The following is an 18,558-nucleotide window of genomic DNA, read 5'->3' as shown; positions in this document are numbered from 1 at the left end:
AGTTCAAGCGTAACTGTTGATAGGGGCCATCGAGCGGACGAACCGTCAGGCCTAGTTAGTTCCACATTATGGAGTTTTCGTGGGATCGACCGAAACAGCTGGCGCCCCGCAGGGGGCACAGCTCATCGCCAGGGCCGCGGAGATCCTGCGCGCCATTCCGCGCGGCGCGGTGGAGGGGCGGCGGCTGCGTGACCTGGCGCTGTCGGCGGGGCTGACGGAACCGACGACGCACCGCATCCTCAAGGCGCTCGTCCACGAGCAGTTCGTCGTGCAGGATCCCGTCACCAGGCTCTATCGGCTCGGCGCGCTCGCCTTCGAGCTCGGGCTCGCCGCCGGCTCGCATGCTCAGCTCGTCGAGAGCTGCCGCCCGCGCCTGCGGCAGCTGGCGCTTGAGACCGGCGACTCGGTGTTCCTGGCGATGCGCACGGGCATCGAGACCGTGTGCCTCGATCGGGCGGACGGCGGCTATCCGATCCGCGCGGCGGTGTGGGAGGTGGGCTCGCGGCTGATGCTTGGCATCGGCACCGGCGGTGTGGCGCTGCTCGCGGCGATGCGGCCGCACGAGGCGGAGGAGATCCTCGGCTCGGCCGCCTACGCGGCGACGCCGATCCCGGTCGCGGAGCTCCGCGCCCGCGTCGCGCAGGCGCGCAGGGACGGCTTCGCCGATATTTCCGACAAGCCGATACCGGGGGTGCGAGGCATCGGCGTAGCCGTGCCGACGCGGGCCGGGGCGCCGGTGCTGTCGCTCAGCGTCGTCGCCGTCCACGCGCGGCTGACCGACGACCACCTGGCGGCGATCCTGCCCCACCTGCACGCTGCCGCGCGTCGCACCGGGGCGATCACCGCAACCTCTTCGTGAGAGCGCGGGCGGAAGGATGCATTGACCCGCTCGTGAAGGCGGGCCGAGGGCCAGCGGACGGCGAAGGCCGCGGAGGCCGAAGCGCAACGGCGGTGCCGCGCCGCAGGGCTACGGTCGGGTGCCGGTCCTAGCAACGCGAACCTAACCGGCAACCGCCGATGCCCACTCCAGCTACACCACTTTGCGGGACACGATCGCGCTTCGCGCCAGCGGCCTCCCATTGCGCACGGCCCTGGCGACCTCCTGACCGGCCAGGACCGCGCTTCCGTCAGCGGCCTCGAAGAGGCAGGGGAACGCCGGCGAGGTCGGCACTTCGACCTACCGACAGTTCATCGGGCATGGCGTCCAGCCCGGGCCTTGGCCCCATCCGCAGACGGCGCCGCTGCATGATCGGCAGCTCGAATCTGTAAAACGATACGTAAGCAGCTGCGACCGTTACTGCCAAGACGACGAGGAACCAGGGGAGTCTTTGCATCACGCCCATGTCCTTGAATGGAAATGGCATGATCAGTGTAATGAAGATCCACAGCACGAGATTATGATAGAGGTATCCGCCATAGGATATCTTGCCAACTTGAACCAGCCAGCGGAATGCGAGCAACTTAGCCTTCCCCGCCCCGTTGATCGCGAAGCACAAGGCCGTTACCGATGCAAGATTAATGACTGAGTAGGCGAAGAGTTCGCGTCCTCTGCCAATGAGATTCTCCGGGAACGCGTGCTCCGTAAGCAGCTTGAAGACCCCAACTTGTCCGACGCGGTCCCACGACGTACAGAATGCAAGATACGAAAGCGCCGCAATAATCGTCGCCGCGATCAATATGGGGACGACGCGGCGATCATTCTTCAATCTGGGCTCGAAGTTCGCAATCAGCGCGCCGGCCAGAAACGCATCGAAATGGCAGATGGACCCGTGATAGATGAACCACGGATATCGCTCCACCGGCAGGTCCGTCTGCGATATGAGAAGAACCGTGGCTGCGCGGATCAGTGGGCCACATAACACGATGGCCGCGATGGCCCAAAGATAGGTCCGTCGCGGCAGAAACAAAAAGAGCAGCGGGTAAATCAAGTAAAACTGCTCTTCGACGCTGAGTGACCACAAGTGATTGAAGACCGGCTGCCCGGGAACGATGGCTGTTTGCCAGTTGTAAAGAAACGTAAGCAGCGCCGGCAGGTCTCTCAGGTATGAGGCGTAGCCGAGGGCGCTGACGATCACCCCGGCGATCGCGATATAGAGAAGGTAGACCGGAACAATGCGAAATACGCGGCGCCATACGAATGCCCTGAGACGGGCGACCGGAGCCGCGGTAGCCACCTCCTCCAGCAAAACGCGCGTGATGACGTAGCCAGAGATGACGTAGAACAGCCACACGCCGGCCCAGCCAGGCGGAAAGATAAGGCAGTGCTGAGCGACGACGGCGATCATCGCCAGCGCCCGCAGGCCATCGACCTCCAGCACGCGAGCGCTGCTTCGCACGGCGTGGGAAGGGGAGTGTGCTCCCGTCGGCCCTGCGTGCGAGCCTACGGGATAGTCCGCGGGCCGAACCGCTTCCGTTCGCGTCGGCACGTGGTCAGCGTCGGGTCTCGAAAGTGGCGCGCCTGCCTTAAGCTCAGGCGCGCCACGACTCGGCTTGTCAACGCTGACCATCTAAGGAGCTCCCTTCAGAACCTCTGATATCGGGGGGCAAGGCCCGTGCCGACCGCGGCGCGACGCAGCCCCTTCGCGAGGTGCCGTATCGGCCATTCGGCGACGGCCGCGGCGTAGTCGATCAACCGGGGAACGGCGGCGGCACAGCGCAGCAGGCCCGAATGCTGCTCTATGTGGGCCCGCTGTCGCTTTGCGCGCCACATCAAGAGGTACCTGTAGTAGTATCGCAAATGCTTTGCGCGGCACCGACGGTAGGCCTGCTCGCTATCAAAGACGATCGGTCCCCAGCGATCGATCAACTGCAATTCCTGCCACATCTTCATGCGCGTCGGGCTCACCACCGTGGACGTTTGAGAGCCTTCGTGAAGCCGGGTGACGACCAGTGGCTCGTGAACGAAGCCATAGGGACCGCGGGCGAGCGCCCGCATGGCCGCGTCGGAATCGATGCACAACAACTCCGCGCCGCGAAACTCCGTCTCGTAGAACGGGTCGGCGAGCCCTCCCGGCGGCACTCTGTAAAGGCAATGAAGGTGAGGGAAGCCGTGGATCGCGTTGAGCAGGGAGCCGCGGACGATCGCGCGCCCGTCGAACACTTCGTGGTCGGGGCACAGGCCGTTGCCCACAAGCGCGGTTCCCATGTACTCCTGGCAGCCGATGATACCCACTTCCGGGTGGCGCTCGCCGACGGCAACCATCTTCTCGATGCCTTGCGGAAGGATAAGGTCGTCCGCAGGTAGGATCCGGAAATAGGCTGCCTGCGCCGGTGCGAGGCGGGCGGCAGCGTTCCAGTTGTCGGTCATCGGCACGGTCACGGGATTGCGCAGCGAGACGACCGGCACTCGCCCGCCCTTGAAGCTGTCGATAATCCGAGGCGTCTCATCCGTGCTGGCGTTATCGACGACCAGGTGAATGAGATTGCCATACGTCTGCGCCTGGACGCACGCCATCGTCTCAGCAAGATAGCGCGCGCCATTGTAAACTGGAGTGGAGATGGCGACGAGGGGCCGAGCGGACCGGTCGTGCATCGTATGGCTCCCTTCTGGCTCCGCGGCATGTATGAAGGGGTCGTGGAACTTTGCATTTGCCGAGAGCCTCCTTGTAGGCAATGCGTCCCGGCATGGGCGTCGAATATTCTGCGCAGATCATGATGAAAATGCGCGTCTCAAGCGACAAGTGTCTCCCTCTCAAAGGAAGGTGCCCATGTTCGAAAGACGTATCCGCATCGTCAAATCAGATGGGTGACGGCGCGTTGCTGCATTCGGACCGGTCGAAGGGTGCGCGAGCGAACTGTTGGCGGGAGCGTCCGCCACTTGCGACGACGGGAACGCTCGTCCAACTCGGAAGCTGAGTTCGAGCATCCATCTAAATGGTTAATCCCCTGGCCGATAGGCGGTCTCGCTCTCACTTGCGGAAAGCGCAACGATCTTTCGCAGTTGCAAGCAGCCAAAGTGCCATCATGAAACAGCAACGATCCATTCGACATGCAACGACCACCTACCTTCGCTCCCTGGGCGCGATGCTTGCTGATGTCGACACGGGTGCTGTTGAACGCGTTTGCCAAACCCTGCGCGAGGCGCGCGACCGGCGCGCACGCGTCTTCATTGCGGGCAACGGCGGCAGTGCGGCGACGGCATCACATTGGGTCAACGACCTCGGCAAGGCAGCCAAGCGCTCGGGACGGCCTCCATTCCGCGTCACGAGCCTCAGCGACAACATCTCGTGGCTGACGGCGCTCGGCAACGACGAAGGCTATGAGCGGGTCTTTTCAGGCCAGCTCGAGAACTTCGCCGAGCGGGGCGACGTGCTGGTCGTCATCTCGGCCAGCGGCAACTCTCCCAATTTGATTTCGGCGGTCGAATTGGCGAAGGACCGTGGCATGACGACGCTTGCTCTGCTGGGCTTCGATGGCGGCAAGCTTAAGGGCCTCTGTGACGACATCGTTCTCGTCGATTCCGAGAAAGGTGCCTACGAGCTTGTCGAGGATGTGCATTCGGCTCTGATGCATTCCATTACCAAGTATCTCATTGCCGACGTCGTGACCGAGGAGGACGTGATCGTGCGCCTGCCCCCAGTTGCAACCCTTGCCGTGAATGCCTGACGCGAGCGATCCGGGGGGCGGATGCAGTGACCTTGATCGAAGGACGAAACTACGAGCGGCCACGCCAGGCAGTCATCCTTGCCGGGGGGCGCGGGACCCGGATGCGACCCCTGACGGCCGATCGGCCCAAGCCAATGGTCCCGGTTCTCGGGCGTCCATTCCTCGCCTACCAGCTCGAGCAGCTGCGCAATCAGGGCTTCGAACGCGTGCTGCTGCTGCTCGGCTATCTTCCGCATGTGATCCAGGATTATTTCGGGGACGGGCGTGACTGGGGCATGCAGATCGAGTATTCCGTGACCGGACCGGACGATCTGACCAGTAGTCGTGTGCGGACCGCTCGTCACCTGATCGACCCGTGCTTTCTGATGCTTTACTGCGACAATTATTGGCCCATGAACATGGACCGCATGTGGCAGCGGTTCCTGCAGGCACAAAAGCCGGGCATGATAACAGTGTACAGCAACAAGGACGCATATTCGCGCGGCAGCGTGATCCTCGACGAGGACGACAACGTCACGGTGTTCGACCGCCTTCGAACAACGCCGGGACTTCAGGGCGTCGAGATCAGCTACGCCATTCTCACCGACCGCACCCTCGACCTGCTGCCGGAGGAGGATCTGCTGTTCGAAGAAGCGGTCTACACGCCGCTCGCCGCGCAGGGAAGGCTTTCCGCCTATGTGAGCGACCACCGCTACTACAGCGTCGGTTCGCTCGAACGGCTCCCGGCCACCGAAACATTCTTCATGCGGCAGCCGACCGTTATCCTCGACCGCGATGGGGTCCTCAACAGGAAGCCGGCGCGCGCCCACTATGTCCGGTCTTGGGATGAATGGGAGTGGCTGCCCGGTTCCAGGGACGCGGTCGCACGGTTTACCCAGGCCGGGTATCGGGTGCTCATCGTCTCGAACCAGGCGGGCGTCAACAGGGGCGCGATGACGAGGGGCGATGTCGAGGTCATCCATGACCGGATGAAGCGTGACATCGCTCAGTCAGGCGGGCGTATAGATGCGATCTATTATTGCCCGCACGACTGGGACGAGGGCTGCGACTGTCGTAAGCCGAAGCCTGGCATGTTGTTTCAGGCGCAAAGGGAGTTCTCCCTCGACATGAGTAGAACGCTGTTCATCGGTGACGATGAACGCGACAAGCTGGCCGCCGATGCGGCCGAGTGCCCCTTCCTGCAAGTGACCGCCGATCGATCACTGCTCCACATCGCCAGCCACGTCTTGAAGCGAGATTGTCGAGCCTCAGCGACGAACCTGGCCTCTGCCGGATGACGCCATGACCCAAGTTGACAGCAAGCCGGAACGCATCCTGATAACGGGGAACAATGGGTATATCGGTTCCGTCATGGGACCGTGGTTCAAGAGAGCCGGCTTCGATGTCGTCGGCCTCGACAGCAATCTCTTCCAGCAGTGCTCGCTCGTCCCTGACAAGGACAACATCCCGACAATCGAGAAGGACCTGCGGGAGGTGACGCCGCGAGATCTCGATGGGTTCGACGCCATCGTCCACCTGGCGGCATTGAGCAACGATCCGATCGGCAACCTCAGGGAAGACTGGACCCGCGACATCAATCACACCGGTAGCGTGCGCCTTGCCAGATGCGCCAAGCAAGCGGGCGTCAAGCGCTTCGTCTTCTCCTCGTCCTGCATCATGTACGGGATGTCGGAGGTCGCCGAGGCGAACGAGGATGCTCCGCTGGCTCCACAGACCGAGTACGCCCGGTCCAAGGTTACGGCAGAGGCCGCGCTCAGCGAGTTGGCCGACGACAGCTTCTCGCCAGTCTTCTGCCGGAACGGAACGGTCTACGGCCTCTCCCCGCGCATGCGCTTCGACACCGTGTTGAACAACCTGATGGGCATGGCTGTGAGCGCGGGCCGCGTCCAGGTCTTCAGCGACGGCACCCCCTGGCGTCCGGTTGTCCACGTCCAGGATGTGGCGCGGTCCTTTCAGACGATCCTCGAAGCGCCGCGTGCCGACATTCATGACCAGGCGTTCAACATGGGCGCCGACCATCTCAATCATCAGATCGCCGACCTTGCCCGGATCGTCACCGAAACCGTGCCGGGCTGCACGCTGGAGATGGTGCCCCAACCGGGCGCGGACCAGCGTACGTACAAGGCCGGGTTTGGTAAGTTCAAGCGAACGTTCCCCGCGTTCCAATTCTTGTGGACCCCACGGGACGGCGCGCGAGAGCTTTACGAGGCCTTTACGAGGATCGGCCTGACCGCTGCCGACTTCAAGGACAAGCGGTTCACACGGCTGCACTGGCTGCGGCATCTGATCGACAGCGGGCAGGTCGACGGCCAGCTGCGCTGGGCCGCAATGGCGGCGTGATCCTCAAGCGTAGCGTGTGCATGCCGCCTGCGGGGCCGGTGCGCCTCCGGTCCCGGCTCGAGGGAGATGACGCGATGGCAGTCCTGGTGGAAGACGCACCGAGCTCCGTGTCGCTGGGACACGGGCTCGAGCTGCCGAGCATCCTGCGGCAGTCGACACCCTCGATGGTGTTGACGCGGACACCGCTGAGGATCAGCTTCGCCGGCGGTGGCACCGACCTGCCGGATTTCTACAACATTGAGACCGGAGCCGTACTCAGTGCGTCCGTCGACAAATATGTCTTCGTGACGGTGAAACGCCACAGTGAATTGTTCAACGAACCGATCCGCTTGAACTACTCGCAGACGGAGCAGGCGAACACCATCGACGAGCTGAAGAACAACATCGCGCGCGAATGCCTTCGTTATCTCGATGTCGACCCGCCGATCTATATCAGCTCGGTCGGCGACATGCCGGCGTCATCAGGGATGGGCGGATCGAGCTCGTTTACGGTTGGTCTGTTGAACGCGTTGCATGCTTTCAGGGGCGAGCGGATCACTGCCGGCCAACTGGCGGAAGAAGCTTGTCACATCGAGATGGACGTGCTCGGGGAGCCGATCGGCAAGCAGGACCAGTACGCAGCAGCATTCGGCGGCCTCAATCTCCTTAGCTTCAGGCGTGGTGGCGCAGTTTCGGTCGAGCCGCAGCGCGTCACCCATCGGGCCGTCGTACATCTTTTCGATCATCTGATGATGTTCTGGACCGGTCATCAGCGGGCTGCGAGCTCCGTCCTCACCGAGCAGAAGGCGAACACGCGCAAGAAGCTCGACGTCCTGCGTCAGATGCGCGATGACGCCTACGCGCTGCATGAGCGTTGCACGGATCACGCCATCGACCCCATTGAGTTCGGCCGTGCCCTCAAGAAGAACTGGGAGATGAAGCGGGAGCTTGCGTCGGCCGTCTCGAATCCGTTCATCGACGACCGGTACGAGCGGGCCATGGCCGCCGGTGCGGAAGGCGGCAAGCTATGCGGCGCCGGAGGTGGCGGCTTCCTGATGTTCGTCGTTCGACCCGAACACCGCGAGCGCGTTGCCAGCGCCTTGTCGGACATGAAGTTCGTCCACCTTGGATATGAAGCACACGGTTCGCGCGTACTCTTCGGGCTCTAGAGCGTTTTCGAGCGAAGTGGACGCCGGTTCGCGTGAAGAAAACGCGACAAAACAAACAGATAGAGCATTTCGGCGATTCGAAGAAACGCGGAAACGCTCTAGAATGCCTCGCGGTTGGGCGGCAACACTCAATCGCAAAAGAAGTGCTCCAGGTTCAGCGAGTCGGAGCGTTTCGGTGCAATTGGATGATCTCATCCAATGGCGAAGTGCTCGAAGCCGCTCTGCCGCTTCCGAAGTCGTCCAGTGCTGAGCCGTTTCGGCTGCCGGCGGATTTCGGATCGTTCAGGGCTCCGCCCCAGCTAAGAGGGAGCTTACATGCAGTTCGAAGACACGGCGATCGCGGGCGTCAAGCTCGTGCGATTGCAGCCCTTCACCGACGAGCGCGGCTTCTTTGCGCGCGGGTGGTGCAGGAAGGAGTTTGAGGCGCACGGGCTGAGCGGCGAGGTGGCCCAGACGAATATCTCGTTCAACCGGAGCAAGCATACGCTGCGCGGCTTTCACCACCAGCTCGCGCCCCACCAGGAAGACAAGTTCCTGCGTTGTACGCGCGGTGCCGTGCATGATGTCGTGATCGATCTGAGGCCGCAATCGCCGACCTTCAAGAAGCATATCAGCGTCGCGCTGACAGGCGCGAACTATGCGATGCTTCTGGTGCCCAAGGGCTGTGCCAACGCATTCCTCACGATGGAGGACGACACCGAAGTCACATATCTCGTATCGCAGTTCTATGCACCCGGAGCTGAACGAGGCATTCGCTGGAACGATCCGTCGTTCGGGATCTCGTGGCCGGTCGAGCCGAAGGTCATTTCGGCGAAGGATTCGAACTGGCCGGACTTCGCCGAAGAGCCGGAACTTATGCCGATACCCCACGCGCTGGCGACCTCATAGGGGCGGGAGAGATCGATGTTCATCGTTGACAACGCGCTCGCAAAGCGGGCGGCCGAAGGCCGGCCCATTCGGGTCGGGATGGTCGGAGCTGGCTTCATGGCGCGCGGGATCGCCATGCAGCTCCTGCGCTATTTCTCCGGCATGGAGCTGGTCGCCATCTCCAACCGGAACGTTGAGAACGCGCGCAGCGCTTATTCCGATGCAGGTGCCACCGATATTGTTTCGGTGTCCAGCGTCCAGCAGCTCGAGAGCGCGATCGCGGCCGGTCGCCGCGCCGTGACTGACGATCCGATGCTCCTGTGCGATGCCGGCAACATAGATGCTATCGTAGAGGTAACCGGCGCGGTGGAATTCTCGGCGCTCGTGGCGGTGCGCGCGATCACGCAGGGCAAGCATGTCGCGCTGATGAACGCGGAGCTCGACAGCACCATCGGCCCGTTGCTCAAGGTCTATGCCGACCGCGCGGGGGTCGTGATTACGAACACGGAGGGGGATCAGCCGGGCGTAATCATGAATCTCTTCCGCTGGGTCCGGGGGCTTGGGATCAGGCCGGTGCTGTGCGGCAACATCAAGGGGCTGCACGATCCATATCGTAATCCGACGACGCAGGAGGGCTTCGCGAAGACCTGGGGCATGAAGGCTCCGATGGTAACCTCCTTCGCCGATGGCACGAAGATCTCGTTCGAGAATGCCATTGTGGCAAATGCGACCGGGATGACCGTCGCCAAGAGGGGAATGTACGGGCCAACCGTCGAGCCGGGCACGCCGATCCAGGGGGCGGTCGGTTGGTATCCTGCCGAGGATCTCCTCGAAGGGCCCGGGATCGTGGACTACGTCGTCGGCGCGATGCCAAATCCAGGGGTCTTCGTGCTCGGCACCACGGACGATCGTACGGAGAAGCATTACCTCTCGCTATACAAGATGGGCCCGGGGCCGCTCTATTGCTTCTACTGGCCTTACCATCTTTGCCATTTCGAGGTGCCAACGACGATCGCGCGTGCGGTCCTGTTCGGCGACGCGGCCATAGCACCGATCGGGCCGCCGTGCGTCGACGTGGTCGCTGCCGCGAAACGCGACCTCAGCGCCGGTGAGGTCATCGACGGGATCGGCCATTACATGACCTACGGCCTTGCCGAGAGGGCGGACGTGGTGGTTACCGAGCGGCTGCTTCCGATGGGGATTGCCGAGGGATGCAGATTGAAGCGCGACATACCAAGGGATCAGGTCGTCACGTACAATGATGTGGAGCTGCCGTCGGGAAGACTGAGCGTTCGACTGCGGGCCGAGCAGGATGCGCTGTTCTTCGGGACCGAAATTCACAGGGCCTCCAGCCCCTCAACGGCCCGCGCGCAGCGCCCGGATAATAGGGAGGGGGCCCGTGCGCGCCCGGCTTCAGCGCGCGCTGCGGTCGGTTGACGCCGCACGTCCCTCCAGGCCCCGCAAGGCGAATACGGCGGGCATCATTCCTGCGGCGACAACGTGGGCCTGACCACACGTCAGGCCCACGCCGAGGCACGGCCCGGCCATTGGCGCTGCGGCGGACATAGGCGGTGCAGGCGGCTGGCCGTTCGCATTCCGCAGCCAGCGGAGCCGCCGTTTGGGCTACTCATTATGACGGCGGGGTGTCCGTCGTTTTCGCACTAGCGAAATAGGGACGGGGGCCGACAATGAGCTGACGCGCGCTCCGTCGGCCGGTTCAGGTCGGCTCGCCTTGTTATCGAGTCGGACGCGGAGCCGCACAGGACCGCGTGAAGCGCGCGAGACAAAGGGGCCACAATGGCAGCTGAGTTGGTGGCGCGTGGGACCGTGACATCGCGCCAGGCGCGCAATGTCATCCCATCGGTCTATAGTGGTCTCAAGACGTGGGCGAAAGGCATCGACCGTCGGCTCGGTTCTCTTGATCGCGTGCGATTCGAGGATCGCAGCCGTGGTTCGACCCAGCTCATCTGCATGCTGGCAGGCTACAAACGAGATTTGTGGCCCTTCGTCATGCCCCGTTTCAAGGCGGCGCTGATCGATGCGGATGTCTGCATCGTGTCGCCCGGCATGTACAGCGATGAATTGGCGAGCCTATGCCTGAGTGAAGGTTGGAGCTATCTCAGTACGGCGACCAACGATGTTTCGCTGGCACAGAATATTGGTTTCGCCCTGCACGACAAGGCGGAGCTCTTCATCAAGCTGGATGAGGATATGTTCTTGCTGGAGAACACGATCTCCAAGTTGGTCGAGGAATATCACCGAATTAAAGCCGAGGGTATTGTCGATCCCGGGTTCGTGGCGCCAATGATTCCGGTCAACGGTTTCTGCTATCGCTATCTGCTCAAAATGCTGGGATTGCTGGGCGAGTTCGAACAGCGGTTCGGTCGCGCTCGCGTGGCGGCCTCGGGGGTTCCGATCCAGACGGACCCGGCCGCAGCCATCTGGATGTGGGAGCACACCGCCCCCCTCGAGGAGACCGCGGCCCGGCTCTCTGCAACGCCCCGGACGCTGCTCTGCCCGATTCAGTTCAGCATCGGCTTGATTGCGTTCGAACGCTCGCTGTGGGACGCGATAGGTCATTTTCCCGTCTTCCGCAGGAGGCTGCTGGCCGGGCAGAGCACGCTTGGTGCCGACGAGGCGCACATCTGCAGGAATGCTGTCAGCCTGTCTCGGCCGGGCGTGGTCACCACGCGCGCGTTCGCCGGGCATTTCTCGTTCGGACCCCAATATGCCGCGATGAGGTCACTGGCCGAGTCCGCCCCCGGTCTGTTCGCTTTGTGAACGGCCAGCTGGCCAGCGCCGCCTTGCCTGGTGCACAGTGCCAAGCTGGGGTGTTGGGCCAATGCGAGGCGTTGTGGGGTGACCAGCCAGATCGATGTGTGGCTCTTCGGCCTGGACCGCGCGCTCGACGAGATGTGCCATTTGGAACGATGGCTGTCCCCGGACGAGCGGGACAGGGCGGCTCGCTTCGTCCGTGCGCGGGATCGTCTGCGTTTCACGGCGGCGAGGGGCATGTTGCGGCGTATTCTCGGCGCGGAGGTCGACCGGGATCCAGCTTCACTTGGCTTCGCCTATAACGCGCACGGCAAGCCGACGCTGGCCGGCGACGCGGGGCCTCACTTCAACTTGAGCCATTCCGGCGCCCTTGCCGCTTTGGGCATAGGGCGGAGCGTGCCGTTCGGCCTCGACATCGAGCAGATCGTACAGATCGAGGCCGGCGTTGCGGAGATCTCGTTCTCGCCAGCGGAAAGGTCCGCGCTAGCCGTCTATGGCGGCGCCGAATGGCTGGCCTGCTTTTATCGTTGCTGGACGCGAAAGGAGGCTGTCATCAAGGCGCTCGGGCTCGGCCTTGCCCAACCGCTCGACGCTTTCGATGTGACCTTGGGGCCCTCCGAGGAGCCTCGCCTTCTGCGTCTTGCCGGTGCACCCGAAGCATCGTCCCAATGGGAACTCTTCCACTTTGAGCCCGCCGCCGGCTATATGGGCGCCGTCGCGGTGCCCGCGCCGGGCCACTCGATCGTGGTCAGACGCTGGATGCCTTGAGCTGCATAGGCCTCGTCCAGGCAGCCACGCGGCGCCGCGCCTTTGAGGTGGTGGTCGAAGAAGGCGTCGAGGCACCCGTTGACCAGAGCCTTGGCGCGGATCGGATCGACGCGGAACCATGTGCGCCAGAATGCAAGGCCGAGCGCGCTGTCCGAGAGGTTCTCATGCACCGCATGCGGAAGGCGAAGCCCCAGGCTGCCGGGCCGGCCAATGAGCCGTCGCTCCTCGGTGAGGTCGCGGCGCGTGAGCCGGGCCTCATACCGCCGACTGGCGACCGGATCGTCGAGCTCGTTGTCGCTCGGGATGGGATAGTCGCTCATGACGAGCATGTAGGGTACGCGGACGCGCCCCCGCGCCGCCTGGCCGAACAGCCAGCCGTCGAGATTGGCGGCCGCCCGCACGCGACTGTCCAGGATGCTGGCCTCCGCCGCCGTCGCACCGCCGAGCGACCAGCCGAAGGCGCCCACGGCGTCAAGACGCAGCCCCGTCATCCATGCGGGCGCTCCCGGTCGGCGCGACTGCGCGGTGAGCAGATTCAGCGTCTCGACGAGCCGAATGGCCTGCTGGTGCACCTTGGCGTCGCTGCGCCGCAGCGTACGCTCGTACCCCTCCGCCGAACTGAAATCGAAGCTCAGCGGTTCGATCCTGCGGGCCTCATGTTCGGGCGCGCGCTCGATATCGTCGAGGGCGACGACGGTGTAGCCGCGTCGCGCCAAGGCCGCAGCCGTCGCGGCATTGTCGGCCCGTGTGTGAGCGCCGCCGGCTGTATACAGCAAGAGCGTGCGCAGCGGGCCCGTGGTTCCATTCATCGATGGCGCCGGCGGGGCCGGCGCCTGAGTGCTGCTGGACCACACGTCGACGGTGATCGGCAGGCGATCTTCTCCCCTGTCCGCGGCGAGGATCTGAGTGATGTGGATCACGTCGGCGCCTGGTGGCGCGACCAGGGTGCCGAGACGGGAGACGAGGGATGATGCGATGACGGTGCTTGCCCGCAGGGCATGCGCATACATGGCGAAAGTCCCCGGCCAAGCGGCCGCGACGAAAGCGACGGTCGCCGCGCCCGCCGCGATCAACGCTCCGCGATTCGTCCAGACCGTGGCCATCACGTGGCCGCCGATGGCTCCGCCGCTTTCGCTTCGGCATCGACCTCCTCGAGGAAGGGCCGGAGCTTCTCGGCGATCACCCGCGCGCCCTCGTCCTGGAACATGTCCGCATGCCATCCGGGGATGGCATAGGACGAGGGTGGCTTGGGCAGGACTGTCGTCCATCCCATGTCTTCGCCGAGGCCGGCGAGGATCATCTCGTCGCTCCGCAGGAGCACAACGCGGCCTCGGAACGGGCGCGCCCGATAGACCTCACGCGCCCGCTGCAGCGCAGGCACGAACCAGCGGTTACCCCAGTCATCCTGATTGTAGGGCCTGTTCTCAATCAGCCCGAGGCCGGCTGCCGCCTCGAGCAGCCGCGTTTTGCGGACGATCGAGTATGTCGCCAGCACATCCGGCAGCGTCGTGTTGCCGGTCGCCAACTGCATGCGGTGGTGCTTGATCACGTGCCAACGATAGGCTTGGCGGAACCTTGCCTTTCGGCGTTTCGGCAGGTTGGCGAGATAGCCGGGCAGCCACAGATCGGCCAGAACGACGAGCGGCACGTCCTCGCCATCCTCCTCAAGCTGGCGGGCCGCCTCATAGGCGATGGCGCCGGCCACGCACAGCCCGATCAGAACATACGGTCCGCGCGGCCGAGCTCGGCGGATCAGCTTCACATAGTCACGTGCGATGTCCTCGAGCGGACGATCCTCCAATTCCCGGGGCGCATTCGGATCGAACAGCTGAACGCCGATGAACGGCCGGTCGGCGCCAATCGCCCGCGCCACGTTGTAGTAGGCGAGCGTGTTGTTGATCGCGATGACGGGCGTTCCGGTCCCTTGCGGCTGAATCGGTACAAGGCTCCATGCCGGGACCGCCTCTTGCGCGTCGCTCAACCGGAGTGCGAGCTGGCGCAGGGTCGGGGCCTCGAACAGCGTGAGCGGGTCGATGCGCCGACCGAACCTGGCGTGAACCCGCGCCAGCATGCGCACAGCGAGCAATGAGTGTCCGCCAAGCTCGAAGAAGTGGGAGTCGGCGGTGACCTCCTCGGCTCCGAGGACGTCGCGCCAAATGTCCGCCAGCGCCAGTTCCGTCGCCGGGTCAGGCATGGGGCCTAGCCGCGCCCCCGCGACGGGAAGGGCGGCCGCTGATAGGGCCCGGCGCGGCGATGTGGGCACAGGCGCGGTCCGCGCCGGCGGCTCGAGGCTGTCGAGCGGGAAGGCCGGATCGGCAACTGCGCTCTCCAGCGCCTGCCGCCAGAGCTTGATGAAGGCGCGCGCGGTGTCATCGCGGAAGATGTCCGGATTGTACTCCATGGCCATGCGCCAGCCGTCGGGCCATTTTACGACGAAGAAATTGAGGTCGTAGAGCGATCCCGCCGAAACGGACGGCAGACCATGCAGGAACAGGCCGCCATACTGCTTGTGGTCGAGCACTTCCTTCAGCATCGTGAAGTTGATCGAGATCAGCGGCGTCCTGGCCGGATCGCGCGGCGGATTGATCAGCTCGACCAGCCGATGGAACGGCATGCGCTGATGGATCAGGGCCTCACTGACCGTCTCGTTGGTCCGCGCCAGCAGCGTGTCGAACGTGTGCGCATGGCGCGTATCGACCCGCAGCACCAGGTTGTTGATGAAGACGCCGATCAGCGGCTCGAGGTCGGTCTCGTCTCGCCCGGCGACCTGCGTGCCCAGGATGATGTCGGTGTGGCCGGTCAGGCGCTTGAGCAGCGCAACAGTCGCCGCGCAGCCGAGCGCGAATGACGTGACGCCGAGACGGCGCGCCGTCTCCTCCATACGCTCGCCCATCTCCGGGCTCAGCATCTCCGCCAGTATGTTGCCCCGGTGGGTCGGCCGGGCTGGCTTCTCGAAATCGCCGGGCACCTCGAAATAAGGCGCATGGATCAGCTGGTCGTACCAGTAACGCTCGTAGCGCTTGGCCTGGCTTGCCAGGTATTCCGTTTGCCAGCGGGCATAGTCGCCGTATTGCAGCGGTAGCTCCGGCAGCGGGCTGGACCGGCCCTGCTCGTAAGCCGCGGCGATCTCGCCGAACTCGGCGGCGACGATGCGGATCGACCAGCCGTCGAAGGCGATCTGGTGCACGGTGAGCAAAAGGTTGGCGCGATCGGCCGCTAACCGCAGCAACGTGACCCGGATCAGCGGTAGTTCGTGGATGTCGAACGGGGTATGCGCCTCGCGCTCGGCCAGCTTCCGTGCCTCGCCGTCCCGCAACTCCTCGGGTAGGTGGCGCAGGTCGATATTCGACAGCTTCAGCCGCAGCCTGGGCACCACCTCCTGCATCGGCTCGCCGTCGACCTCGATGAAGCGCGTCCGCAGCACCTCGTGACGCTCGACGATGACGTTGAAGGCCCGCTCGATGAGTGTCTCGTTGATCAGACCGGTCAGCTCCCAGCGCAGCGCGACGTTGAGTGCGGCGCTGCCGGGATCCAGCGCATCGATGAACCAGCAACGTTGCTGCGACGAGGAACACGGGAAGTGGAGAATATCCGGCTGGGCTTCCGGCGCGACCGGAGGATTACTCATTGCCGAGGTGCTCATCTGACCCTCCCGGATACGATCTTCATTGCGCAGGTCGGTGCCGCGATTGCAAAGGCGTCCGCCTGGTCGTTTTTCTGTATCTGTCGATGGGGATACTGCTGCTTAGTCATCGCGCTGTGGCCGGTCCGAAAAGCTTATCATAAATTGGCTTCAGAGTATGGATTTGCTGCTGAAGGCCCCTCACGACGGCGGCTTCGACCCCTGCGGGGCGCCCCGCGGCCAGCCACAGTCCGAAGAGGGATGCGCCGTATGCCAGGGCGCCCAAGGCGACGGCGGCAGCGAGGTGCAGCGGTAGTTGTTCTCTCGACGCGTCAAGGACCCATGGCCGCACCACCAGGACAACGCATGCCATGAGGCCGGAGCTCAAGTATATACGCCACGGCCCGACAAGCTGATTTCGGACGGGAAGAGCGATGAGCTTGCGCACCAATACCATGGAGACGAGGCAAATTATACTTGACACCGCGACACGCACGAGGACGACGCCGGAGATGCCGTAGAAGGCAGCGGCGATTGCGGTGAGCGGCAACTTGATCGAAAGCTCGGCCAGACTGCGGCGGAGCAACACATTCGTCTGGTTCAGGGCCATCGCCAATGCGCCCAGCGGCGCCACCAGCAGTTCGGGAATCGTCGCCAGCGCCATCCAAACGAGAATGGGCGCAGCGGGAAGCCATTTGTCGCTCAGCGCAATGCGGATCACAGGTTCGGACAGCAGCGCCAAACCGACCGTGGCGGGCATCACAATGGCGCAAATGGCGAACACGGCATTCTGATAGGCAGTTCGGATCGCCTGGGCATCGGCGCTGAGCGTCACGAAGCCGGGCATGACCGAACGCATGGCCGGCACCACGAGTGCTTGCGTCGGCATGTATGACAGATCGGTCGCCATCGAGAATTGGCCGAACTGCGTCGGCGTGACGAAGCGGGCCAGGAGCAGCCGGTCGCACTGCCAGTTGATGGCGCTGGCGAGCTGCGAGGCACTCGTCCAGCCCAGGAAGGATGCGAATGGGCGCCAGTTCCGCAATGAGAGCCGGGGACGACAGGGGGCGATGACATACGAGGCGACGATCATGGCGAGCGGCGCCGCCAGCGTGCCGGCGACCAGGGCCCAATAGCTCGTGGTGAGAAGGGCCCAGCCGATGGCGACGACGAGCGAGGTCGACTTGCCGATGACCTCGAGCGCGAAGTCGGGCTTGAAGTTGAGATCGCGCGCGAAGAGCGCCAGGCGCGGGCTGCAGAGGCTGCGCGCCGCCGGAGCAAGTCCGATTGCACAGATGAGAGCGAACAGGCGTGGGTCGCCATAGAACGCCGAAACCGGCCAGGCCAGAAGTGCCAATGTCGCGGCAACCGTGATGGCGCGGAGGGTTGCCAGGGTGAAGGCCGTGTCGACGTCGGCTCGATCGACCCTGGGCAGACGAACGAGCACCAGCCCGACCGGCAACTCCAGGAGCGCCTCGACGATGACCACGACTGTCGTGGCGATCGCCACGATGCCGAAGTCCGCCGGGCTCAGAATCCGCGCGAGGACCAGTAGAGTGATGAAGTCGAGCATGCGCGCGATCATGCGACCGGCTATCAGCAGGGCCGCGCCTGATGCGGTGCGTTTGATCGTCATCAGCCGCCTAGCCCCGAGAGCCGCCGCGAGCGGCGCGGCTGGACGCCGGCGATGTCAGGTGAGCATGCATTTGATGGCGTGGTGTGTGAAGCCTGCCTTCGTCGACGCGGAAGAGGATAGAATTCGTCGCGATAGAGCGGGCGTTGTGACAAGTACGAACCTATCGAAGTAGGAGGAGCGCCTCGGCTTTGGGTTCGTCGCCTCATCAAGGTGGGTAGAATACGATCCCGCGGAGAGGCCCGGCCGGCGCAGGTCGAGTTCGATCCGCTTGGCCGACACGAAATGGGCGTCGCTCGCGGCTGCGTCTGTCGCTAGAGCAATTCCGCGTTTCTTCGAATCGCCAAAATGCTCTATCTGTTTGATTTGTCGCGTTTTCGTCACGCGAACCGGCGTCCACTTCGCTCGAAAGCGCTCTCGGTCGTCATCTGGACGCCAGACGTGATCCCAAGCACGCTTGCCGCTGGATCCTCCGTGCAGGCTCCCGTCGCCGCAGCCGCCGTTCGATGGCGCTTGCTCGCGTTGCGAGGATGGTGTGCGGAGCCTTCGCGGGCCGGTGGTCAAGGCGTGGTCTCCGATGAGTGGCCGAGCGTCTGGTTGTAGGGTCCGACCTCGGGGTTTTCGCGGAGGATGGCGTCGAGGGCGTGGAACATCTGGTGGAGGCGGGGCTCGGAAACCGGGCTCTCGACGACGACCACCAGCTCGGGCTTGTTGGAGGAGGCGCGCACCAGCCCCCAGGTGCCGTCGTCGGTGGTGATCCGCACGCCGTTCACCGTCACCAGGTCGCGGATGGGGTGGCC

Annotated in this window: 14 protein-coding genes and 1 pseudogene; 9 read left to right on the top strand and 6 right to left on the bottom strand. The window is 64.0% G+C overall.

The genetic code is table 11. From position 1 onward, the window contains the following. The first annotated feature begins 79 nt into the window (after nt 1–79). Nucleotides 80–859 (top strand): IclR family transcriptional regulator, encoded by a 780-nt coding sequence (locus tag IEW34_RS16535; RefSeq protein ID WP_188610329.1) that lies wholly within the window; start codon nt 80–82, stop codon nt 857–859. Nucleotides 860–1,127: 268 nt separating this feature from the next. Here IEW34_RS16535 and IEW34_RS16530 read toward each other — a convergent pair whose 3' ends face one another. Then, nucleotides 1,128–2,318, bottom strand: a complete 1,191-nt coding sequence (locus tag IEW34_RS16530; protein ID WP_188610328.1) for an acyltransferase family protein — start codon at nt 2,316–2,318, stop codon at nt 1,128–1,130. A 203-nt stretch (nt 2,319–2,521) separates the two neighbouring features. Further along, entirely contained in the window at nt 2,522–3,532 is a 1,011-nt protein-coding gene (locus IEW34_RS16525; protein ID WP_188610327.1) for a glycosyltransferase family A protein, read from the bottom strand. Nucleotides 3,533–3,963: 431 nt separating this feature from the next. Between IEW34_RS16525 and IEW34_RS16520 the strand changes: the two genes are divergently transcribed. The 8 genes from IEW34_RS16520 to IEW34_RS16485 all read left to right on the top strand — a co-directional run bounded on the left by IEW34_RS16520 (nt 3,964) and on the right by IEW34_RS16485 (nt 12,503). Then, complete coding sequence (locus IEW34_RS16520) at nt 3,964–4,605, top strand: D-sedoheptulose-7-phosphate isomerase (RefSeq protein WP_188610326.1); 642 nt, start codon at nt 3,964–3,966, stop codon at nt 4,603–4,605. 26 nt (nt 4,606–4,631) lie between these two features. Further along, on the top strand, nt 4,632–5,882 hold the full coding sequence (locus tag IEW34_RS16515) for an HAD-IIIA family hydrolase (RefSeq protein ID WP_244642032.1): 1,251 nt from the start codon (nt 4,632–4,634) through the stop codon (nt 5,880–5,882). Between the two features lie 4 nt (nt 5,883–5,886). Beyond that, a complete protein-coding gene (locus IEW34_RS16510; protein ID WP_188610325.1) occupies nt 5,887–6,945 on the top strand; it encodes an NAD-dependent epimerase/dehydratase family protein in 1,059 nt (352 codons plus the stop codon). 74 nt (nt 6,946–7,019) lie between these two features. Then, nucleotides 7,020–8,093, top strand: a complete 1,074-nt coding sequence (locus tag IEW34_RS16505; RefSeq protein ID WP_188610324.1) for a GHMP family kinase ATP-binding protein — start codon at nt 7,020–7,022, stop codon at nt 8,091–8,093. Between the two features lie 315 nt (nt 8,094–8,408). Beyond that, nucleotides 8,409–8,981, top strand: coding sequence for a dTDP-4-dehydrorhamnose 3,5-epimerase (gene rfbC / locus IEW34_RS16500; protein ID WP_188610323.1), 573 nt, complete (start codon nt 8,409–8,411; stop codon nt 8,979–8,981). A 15-nt stretch (nt 8,982–8,996) separates the two neighbouring features. After that, nucleotides 8,997–10,397: an NAD(P)H-dependent oxidoreductase gene (locus tag IEW34_RS16495; RefSeq protein WP_188610322.1), complete on the top strand. Its 1,401-nt coding sequence runs from the start codon at nt 8,997–8,999 to the stop codon at nt 10,395–10,397. 360 nt (nt 10,398–10,757) lie between these two features. Continuing rightward, nucleotides 10,758–11,741 carry a hypothetical protein gene (locus IEW34_RS16490; RefSeq protein ID WP_188610321.1) on the top strand — a complete coding sequence of 328 codons (984 nt, stop codon included), beginning with the start codon at nt 10,758–10,760 and terminating at the stop codon, nt 11,739–11,741. 78 nt (nt 11,742–11,819) lie between these two features. Continuing rightward, on the top strand, nt 11,820–12,503 hold the full coding sequence (locus tag IEW34_RS16485) for a 4'-phosphopantetheinyl transferase family protein (protein ID WP_188610320.1): 684 nt from the start codon (nt 11,820–11,822) through the stop codon (nt 12,501–12,503). On the opposite strand, the gene IEW34_RS16480 is transcribed toward IEW34_RS16485, so the two are convergent. From IEW34_RS16480 to IEW34_RS16465, 4 genes and pseudogenes are all read right to left on the bottom strand, one after another. Further along, nucleotides 12,437–13,513 carry an alpha/beta hydrolase gene (locus tag IEW34_RS16480; RefSeq protein WP_188610319.1) on the bottom strand — a complete coding sequence of 359 codons (1,077 nt, stop codon included), beginning with the start codon at nt 13,511–13,513 and terminating at the stop codon, nt 12,437–12,439. The two genes, IEW34_RS16485 and IEW34_RS16480, sit on opposite strands and share 67 nt — an antisense overlap. Nucleotides 13,514–13,605: 92 nt before the next feature. After that, nucleotides 13,606–16,146, bottom strand: a complete 2,541-nt coding sequence (locus tag IEW34_RS16475; protein WP_188610318.1) for a condensation domain-containing protein — start codon at nt 16,144–16,146, stop codon at nt 13,606–13,608. A gap of 106 nt (nt 16,147–16,252) precedes the next feature. Next, nucleotides 16,253–17,761 (bottom strand): lipopolysaccharide biosynthesis protein, encoded by a 1,509-nt coding sequence (locus tag IEW34_RS16470; RefSeq protein WP_188610317.1) that lies wholly within the window; start codon nt 17,759–17,761, stop codon nt 16,253–16,255. 557 nt (nt 17,762–18,318) lie between these two features. After that, nucleotides 18,319–18,558: pseudogene (locus IEW34_RS16465) on the bottom strand (phosphomannomutase/phosphoglucomutase); the annotation flags it as partial.

It is taken from the genome of Chelatococcus reniformis (genome assembly GCF_014640075.1).
Lineage (GTDB): Bacteria > Pseudomonadota > Alphaproteobacteria > Rhizobiales > Beijerinckiaceae > Camelimonas > Camelimonas reniformis.
This window is presented reverse-complemented; position numbering and strand designations above follow the sequence as displayed.

Excerpts from the sequence above, each read along its gene's own strand:
- IEW34_RS16525 (WP_188610327.1), bottom strand. The coding sequence starts at position 3,532 with ATGCACGACCGGTCCGCTCGGCCCCTCGTCGCCATCTCCACTCCAGTT.
- IEW34_RS16520 (WP_188610326.1), top strand. The coding sequence starts at position 3,964 with ATGAAACAGCAACGATCCATTCGACATGCAACGACCACCTACCTTCGC.
- IEW34_RS16510 (WP_188610325.1), top strand. The coding sequence starts at position 5,887 with ATGACCCAAGTTGACAGCAAGCCGGAACGCATCCTGATAACGGGGAAC.
- IEW34_RS16505 (WP_188610324.1), top strand. The coding sequence starts at position 7,020 with ATGGCAGTCCTGGTGGAAGACGCACCGAGCTCCGTGTCGCTGGGACAC.
- rfbC (WP_188610323.1), top strand. The coding sequence starts at position 8,409 with ATGCAGTTCGAAGACACGGCGATCGCGGGCGTCAAGCTCGTGCGATTG.
- IEW34_RS16495 (WP_188610322.1), top strand. The coding sequence starts at position 8,997 with ATGTTCATCGTTGACAACGCGCTCGCAAAGCGGGCGGCCGAAGGCCGG.
- IEW34_RS16490 (WP_188610321.1), top strand. The coding sequence starts at position 10,758 with ATGGCAGCTGAGTTGGTGGCGCGTGGGACCGTGACATCGCGCCAGGCG.
- IEW34_RS16480 (WP_188610319.1), bottom strand. The coding sequence starts at position 13,513 with ATGTATGCGCATGCCCTGCGGGCAAGCACCGTCATCGCATCATCCCTC.
- IEW34_RS16475 (WP_188610318.1), bottom strand. The coding sequence starts at position 16,146 with ATGAGCACCTCGGCAATGAGTAATCCTCCGGTCGCGCCGGAAGCCCAG.
- IEW34_RS16470 (WP_188610317.1), bottom strand. The coding sequence starts at position 17,761 with ATGACGATCAAACGCACCGCATCAGGCGCGGCCCTGCTGATAGCCGGT.